At 45.4% G+C, this 6,711-nt stretch carries 8 protein-coding genes; 3 read left to right on the plus strand and 5 right to left on the minus strand.

From position 1 onward, the window contains the following. Positions 1 to 315 (minus strand): LPS export ABC transporter periplasmic protein LptC (gene lptC, locus J5I83_RS06940; protein WP_304054442.1); only part of this gene is annotated, 315 nt, incomplete at its 3' end. Positions 316 to 664: 349 nt separating this feature from the next. Here lptC and nadA point away from each other — a divergent pair. From nadA to clsB, 3 genes are all read left to right on the plus strand, one after another. Next, positions 665 to 1,765, plus strand: a complete 1,101-nt coding sequence (nadA, locus tag J5I83_RS06945; RefSeq protein WP_304054444.1) for a quinolinate synthase NadA — start codon at positions 665 to 667, stop codon at positions 1,763 to 1,765. An 82-nt stretch (positions 1,766 to 1,847) separates the two neighbouring features. Next, positions 1,848 to 2,600, plus strand: coding sequence for an endonuclease/exonuclease/phosphatase family protein (locus tag J5I83_RS06950; RefSeq protein WP_304054446.1), 753 nt, complete (start codon positions 1,848 to 1,850; stop codon positions 2,598 to 2,600). After that, entirely contained in the window at positions 2,597 to 3,766 is a 1,170-nt protein-coding gene (gene clsB / locus J5I83_RS06955; RefSeq protein WP_304054448.1) for a cardiolipin synthase ClsB, read from the plus strand. The genes J5I83_RS06950 and clsB overlap by 4 nt, the downstream gene beginning before the upstream one ends. Positions 3,767 to 3,850: 84 nt before the next feature. Here the strand turns inward: clsB and J5I83_RS06960 are convergent, their stop codons facing one another. The 4 genes from J5I83_RS06960 to J5I83_RS06975 all read right to left on the minus strand — a co-directional run bounded on the left by J5I83_RS06960 (position 3,851) and on the right by J5I83_RS06975 (position 6,674). After that, positions 3,851 to 4,642 (minus strand): DUF3750 domain-containing protein, encoded by a 792-nt coding sequence (locus J5I83_RS06960; RefSeq protein WP_304054450.1) that lies wholly within the window; start codon positions 4,640 to 4,642, stop codon positions 3,851 to 3,853. A 266-nt stretch (positions 4,643 to 4,908) separates the two neighbouring features. Further along, positions 4,909 to 5,211, minus strand: a complete 303-nt coding sequence (locus tag J5I83_RS06965) for a DUF4389 domain-containing protein (protein WP_304054452.1) — start codon at positions 5,209 to 5,211, stop codon at positions 4,909 to 4,911. Between the two features lie 502 nt (positions 5,212 to 5,713). Next, on the minus strand, positions 5,714 to 6,382 hold the full coding sequence (locus tag J5I83_RS06970; protein WP_369683403.1) for an IS630 family transposase: 669 nt from the start codon (positions 6,380 to 6,382) through the stop codon (positions 5,714 to 5,716). Next, positions 6,315 to 6,674 (minus strand): IS630 transposase-related protein, encoded by a 360-nt coding sequence (locus J5I83_RS06975; protein WP_304054454.1) that lies wholly within the window; start codon positions 6,672 to 6,674, stop codon positions 6,315 to 6,317. The genes J5I83_RS06970 and J5I83_RS06975 overlap by 68 nt, the downstream gene beginning before the upstream one ends. Positions 6,675 to 6,711 lie beyond the last annotated feature (37 nt).

The following is a 6,711-nucleotide window of genomic DNA, read 5'->3' on the forward strand; positions in this document are numbered from 1 at the left end:
TTCTGCATAATCGGCATTTATCCGCACCAGCGTCTCATCAGGCTGGATCTTGGAAAAATCAACTCGTTCAAGATAGGTTGTATCTTCAACTGGAAAATGGGTCAGCACATCTGCGGAAAAAATATGCCGCGTCGCCTTATCATGCTCATGCACCACCTGAACGCCCGCAAGATTTTCAATAATATAATCAGGTTGACGATTCGAACCGTTATCTTCACGGATTCTTGGTTGCTGGATCGTTTGATCCAGCCAGAATGTTAGCAAGATAAGTACAATTAGAAGAACAACAGGGCCTGGAAGTAGACGATGGATCATCTCACAATTACCGCTTTTTTCCCCACGCTATTTCCCCAATCTGTTACTGCAGCAGTCATAAAAAAATAGCTGAAAAATCGCTTGAAATTAGCACTCAATATTTGTTCGCTACAAAAGCTGTTAACAAGTTCATGTGATCTATCTACCTGGATAATTATAGCAAAATCACACTCTAATCAACCAAACATTCCAAAACGCTCTTAAAGTGCTGTTTCAACTAGTATCTTTTTCAAGAAAAAAGCACCAAGAACTTTATTGCAATTTCTTTACACTTCGCTCTCTTTAAACTTGAATCCCTGACACAATATGATTATGGTAATGTATTTACTAATTAAATTTGGAAATAGCCATGCACGCAACTGCCATTGATTTTGAAAATTATGAACTGTTACAGGATGAAGCCTGTACCCAACGTATTATTGCTGCCAAAGAAAAACTGGGAAAACGTGCTGTCATCCTTGCGCACCATTATCAACGCGCAGATGTCTACCGGCATGCTGATCTGACGGGAGATTCTTTGAAACTGTCTTATCTTGCCGCGCAAACGGATGCTGATTATCTGGTTTTTTGCGGCGTGCATTTTATGGCAGAAGTAGCAGATATCCTTTCAAGTTCGCAGCAAATTGCTATTCTGCCTGATCTTGCGGCAGGTTGTTCGATGGCTGACATGGCAAATCTTTCCAAGGTAGAAAGAGTCTGGCGCGAACTGACCGAGGTTCTTGACCCAGAAGAAAAAATCACGCCAGTAACCTATATTAATTCAAGCGCTGATCTGAAAGCTTTTTGTGGAGAACATGGTGGCATTGTATGCACTTCCAGCAATGCTACCAAAATCCTGCAATGGTCGTTTGCGCAGCGTGATAAAGTGCTTTTTTTTCCTGATCAGCATCTGGGGCGCTGGAGTGGTTACCAATTGGGCCTGTCGCTGGAAGAAATGCCTGTATGGGATTTCGATGAGCCCATGGGAGGATTGACGGAAGAGCAAATCAGAAAAGCCAAGATCTTGCTATGGAAAGGACATTGCTCTGTGCATCAGATGTTCCAGCCACAACATATTCTGCGATTTCGCAATCAATATCCGGAAGGTTTGGTCATTTCGCATCCTGAATGCAGTTTTGAAGTTTGCAAAGCTTCTGATTATGTCGGTTCCACTGAATTCATTATCAAAACCATCAGCGAGGCCGAAGCAGGGACACGTTGGCTAGTGGGTACCGAGCTGAATTTGGTTGGGCGAATCGCGGATGAATTCAAATCACAGGGAAAAATCATCCAGTTCATGTCACCGATGGTGTGCATGTGTTCAACCATGGCAAGAATTGATCCGCAGCATCTGGCATGGTCGCTGGAAAATCTGGCAGCAGGGAACATAGTCAACCAAATCAAGGTACCCCAGCACGAAGCAAAGCTTGCTAAACTTACCCTTGAAAGAATGCTGGCTGTTTCCAGATAGCGACAGCACTAAATGCAGTAAAATGGCTGAGGAGTAATAGAAAATGCCGACTTTCTGATGATGGAATCGCCAAAGGTTATCTATGATCGATAAACTGCATATTGCCACCTACAATATCCACAAGGGTTTCTCCTATTTCAATCATCGCATGGTATTGCATGAGTTGCGCGATCACTTGCGCGCCCTCGATACGGATATTATCTTTTTACAAGAAGTGGTTGGAGAACATAGCAAGCATGCATCCCGTTTTGAAAACTGGCCCAACAGCTCCCAATATGAATTTCTGGCAGATTCGGTCTGGAAGGATTTCGCTTATGGCAGAAATGCGGTGTACGACGAAGGTCATCATGGCAATGCCATTCTCAGCCGCTATCCCATTGTAAGCTGGGAAAATGAAGACATTTCCTCACATCGTTTTGAGAACCGTGGCTTGCTTCACTGTGAAATCAGTATCCCTGGCTGGCAGGAAAATCTGCACTGCATTTGCGTTCATCTAGGATTATTCAGGCGTGGCCAGCGCAGACAACTCATGGCGATGGAAATGCGTATCAAACAACTCGTTCCATCCCATGCGCCACTCGTGATTGCAGGAGATTTCAATGACTGGCATGGCACAGCCAGCCGTATCCTGGTGAAACATCTGGAATTAACCGAGGTGTTTGAACAGGCTCATGGTAAAACCGCACGCAGCTACCCTTCCGTTTTTCCATTATTACGCCTTGATCGCATCTATGTCCGTGGTTTCCAAGTAAGAAATGCATGTGTTCATCAGAGCCGCAACTGGTCAAGAATCTCTGATCATGCTGCGTTATCAGCCAATATCGTGCGTGCATGAATCGGCCTGAATTTATCGATGGCAACCGAATTACTCTGTTATGCAATGGCGCGGAATATTTCCCGGCTCTGGAAGCTGCCATTGATGCAGCCAGACAGGAAATCCATCTTCAGACTTATATTTTCAAATACGACTTAACAGGCATCAGTATTGCCAATGCGCTAAAGCGCGCTGCTCAGCGTGGTGTTGCCGTTCATCTGCTGATAGACGGATATGGCTCGCTTGATTTTCCCCAAAAAGCCATTCAGAACCTGCTCGCTGCGGGCGTTCAAGTTCTGCTATTCCGGCGAGAGGTTTTTTCTTTCCGCTTCCGGCGCCACCGTTTACGCCGCATGCATCGAAAACTGGTGGTGATTGATGCTTGCATCGCTTTTATTGGGGGAATCAACATCATCAATGATCATCCTAAGCCTGGTGCGCCTACACCGCGTTTTGATCACGCAGTAAAAATAGAAGGCCCTTTGCTCCCCACCATTCATTCTGCTGCCAAACGTTTATGGATGCTGGTTGCGTGGGCACATTTCAAAAAACGCTGGACTGCGCATCTCGAACTGGAAGCTGTTGCAAAACCGGTTGGTAACCAGCGTGCGGCATTTGTCATCCGTGACAATGTGCGCCATCGGCGGGATATTGAACGATCTTATCTCAAAGCAATCGCTACTGCTTACAATGAGATCATTATCGCCAATGCCTACTTTCTTCCAGGCAGAAATTTTCGACACGCACTCATCCATGCAGCCCGCCGCGGCGTATCGGTCATCCTGCTGCTGCAAGGAAAAATTGAGTATCGCATCCAGTATCATGCGACACGCGCTTTATACGCAAATTTACTTGATGCAGGTATCAAGATTTATGAATATCAAAAAAGCTATCTCCATGCCAAGGTGGCAGTTATCGATCAATATTGGTCAACGGTCGGCTCGTCCAATATTGATCCCTTTAGTTTGCTGATGGCGCGCGAAGCCAATGTTTTGATCGTTGATCAGGTATTTGCAATGGAACTCAGGACTAGTCTACAACAGGCGATAGAAGACTCCAGGCCGGTATCAAAGAAATATTGGGGAAAGCAATCCTGGATAAACCGAGCCTTGAATTGGACCAGTTACTACCTAGTCCGAGTTTTACAGGGCATGCTGGGTTATGGCCAGGAAAACACGCGCGTCTAAAACAGCGCGTAAGTCTTATTAGGCGGGTAGTAGCTACCAGGATGCATGATTGATTCAGAGGCTCCTTCTGATCACAGCAAAAAATTACTTCGGAACTGAAGTTGAAGCAACGAGCCCATTCAATGTGCTCAGCAATGCGCTCAGATCAATACGTCCAACCAGCGGAAGTTTAATGGCCACCAGGTTGGGAGAAATGCCAAAGGTCAGCCCAAGTAAATTAATTTCAATCCCTTCAACTTCGCTGATGATGACACCCAATAATCCATAGAAGGACCACTGCCAGCCGCTGCCACTAGGTGCCACTGAAAACATATTACTGCCAAGATAATCCTTGCCAATTGCCGTAGGCGGTAAGTCAAGCTCAAGTTCAGGAACGGCGCGTGAAACCCAGGCAACAAAGGTATTCGAGTTTGGGCCAGGCCACATCGTGTATTCTTTTGCATAGGGATAGTTATGGGCCACTTCTTCGATACGGCTAATCAATGCATCTACACCATCTCCACGCTTTTCGGCCAGCAGGACTGGCATGCTGCCAAACCAGCGCCTGTCTGGTCTTTGCTGATGAATCGCCAATACTGAAGAACCACCTTGGCGCAAATACCAACCGATAACTTCATAGACAGTGTAAGCAGTGGCAAGTGATGGCTTAACCGCAATCCAGGTATGAACACCGAAATAACCACGCCAACTATACGCACGTGCACCATAAACCTGGATGATCGCTTCCGGTGTTCGTTCAGGATCAGGCGCCAGTCCAACTGGTTCGCGGCTTGCAGTCTGCCAGCCTGCGCTGACATGATCCGTGACAACATGAATCAACAAGGCTGTTGCCAAAGCAGCGAGCAAAAGAAACTTGGTAGCAGTCATTAATTTCATTTAACCTAAATTCCTCTATTGGATTTGATGGAGAGTGCAGCCCTGCAAAAAATTTGCCATGCTCATACTAGACTGTCAACGCCCATCAGCGATATTAGTTTTCGCAAACAGTGCTACGGCTTTATTACCTATCATGTCATGTTGAAAATGAGCTTCAATATATTAGTCATTATAATCAATCCTATTTCATATGAGCATTGAACAATCAAACTGACTTCGCTGGGGCATTAGCATTTACTGATCGAATGACTGTAACCGCCAAAAGATCATTTGCTGTTATCTCCATGATCGCTCAGCTCGCTTGGCCAGGCACTAAATGGAAAGGGGCGCTGCTCACTATTAAAGGTAAGAAAAATAATGATCTGATAAACGTATGCGGCCAAATTCTGACCGAATTTGAGCATTTGAGCATTGGTACTGCCGGACAGCACGATGGAGAAAAACTGAAACAGCATTACTAGAATAATCAGAAATTCCGCAAGACCGTAGACGAAGATAAAAAGCAGCATATAAAGTCCTCGCATCCATGTCTCGCTCTTTTGTAATCGTTGTTTAATTTCTTCGTTCATAAATAACTCTTCCTTGCAAAAGTACCCGTTTTATCCACTAGCAAGATCCCTATTCTTTTTCGCAGGCTGATTCTATCATTGCTCTGAGTATGCTGGATGCCAATTAAGTTACTTATCATCTCCATGATCATGCACTATCTGATTTAGAATAGTGACTATTACCTCCAAGTCTGTTAGCGCAAGCTCAAAGCGTTGAACATTTGTATAAACCGCATATGCTATCCATTGATTGGTAATTTGTTGAAATCATGCATATACGCGTTGGGATTCACCTGATTTTTACCCCAATATTTTTCTATTGATTTATTAATTCAATATGATTGCTGCCCAACCCGACTTCCGCTACATTTGGCTTTGCTGAAATGAGGCATTTATTTTTTCCATACACCAATTAATTGATGGTCGATCCTTCCAGCAACGGCCTTGAAGCCGAACTCCATTACCACATTGCAGAGTGTATAACGCTATTGCATGTGTCTGATAGTCTCATAGCGCTGCTAGGCTATCCGGCTGATAGTTTCATGTCTGGCGCGGTATCGTTGGCAGCATGCCTACATGCAGATGACCAGGATATCGCTGTAGCAATGTTTTCACCTGAACAAACCGACGTACTGCAAGTGACTATAGCCAACGCCACATAAAATGATTCAATTTTAAAGAGTTGCTCAACGGTTTGGTTTTGTTGTTTTCTGATTGCTTTGGCTTGTGCCCATTTGTGCTCAATGGGGTTAAGGTCTGGTGAATATGCTGGTAGATATTCAAGCGTATGTCCGGCTTGTGTGATTACATTTTGAATATCCTGCCTTTTGTGAAAGGTCGCGTTATCCATGACCACAACTGATGCTGGCGGGAGTTTTGGCAACAGATCATGTACCGTCCAGCCGAAAAAAGTATCTGCATCAATATTGCTTTTGAACAATCCCACCGTCAGAAGACATTTGTCGATCAACGCGCCGATCACATTGACGCGGCCTCTGGCATGCCAATTACACACACCGTGACACCGCTTGCCAATGGGCGCATACCCATGTGTTCGTGGCATATCGTGAGCAAAACCACTCTCGTCAATATAGACGATGACGCGGTTTTGAGCTTTATACGCCTTAATCGTCTCCTGGAAGGTGTGCCGTTTGTCTTCGTCCGCTTTGGGATGCTGCAGTGTTTTTTTTATAGCTGATGTTCATGCGCCGCAGCGCGTGGCCAATACCTTTTTCGCTTACACCTAGTCGACGAGCCCGTTCGGCTTGATAGGCGTCCGGAAACGCCTGCACATCACGGGCCAACGCGATCATGTCGATCTTCGTCGCCGGTTTATTACGGGTCTGCTTGGGATTGGGATTCTTCACCCAGCGCGTCACGCTGGCAATTCCCACACAAAAACGCGCCGCCGCCTGCGCAATGGTAAGTCCTTCCTTCTTACGAACGGACAAAACTTTGCAGCGAAATGATGATGGATAAGTCATCTATGGATTGTAATCAATTTATTTGAGCTTTGCTATA

Source organism: Nitrosomonas communis (genome assembly GCF_024102715.1).
GTDB lineage: Bacteria > Pseudomonadota > Gammaproteobacteria > Burkholderiales > Nitrosomonadaceae > Nitrosomonas > Nitrosomonas communis_B.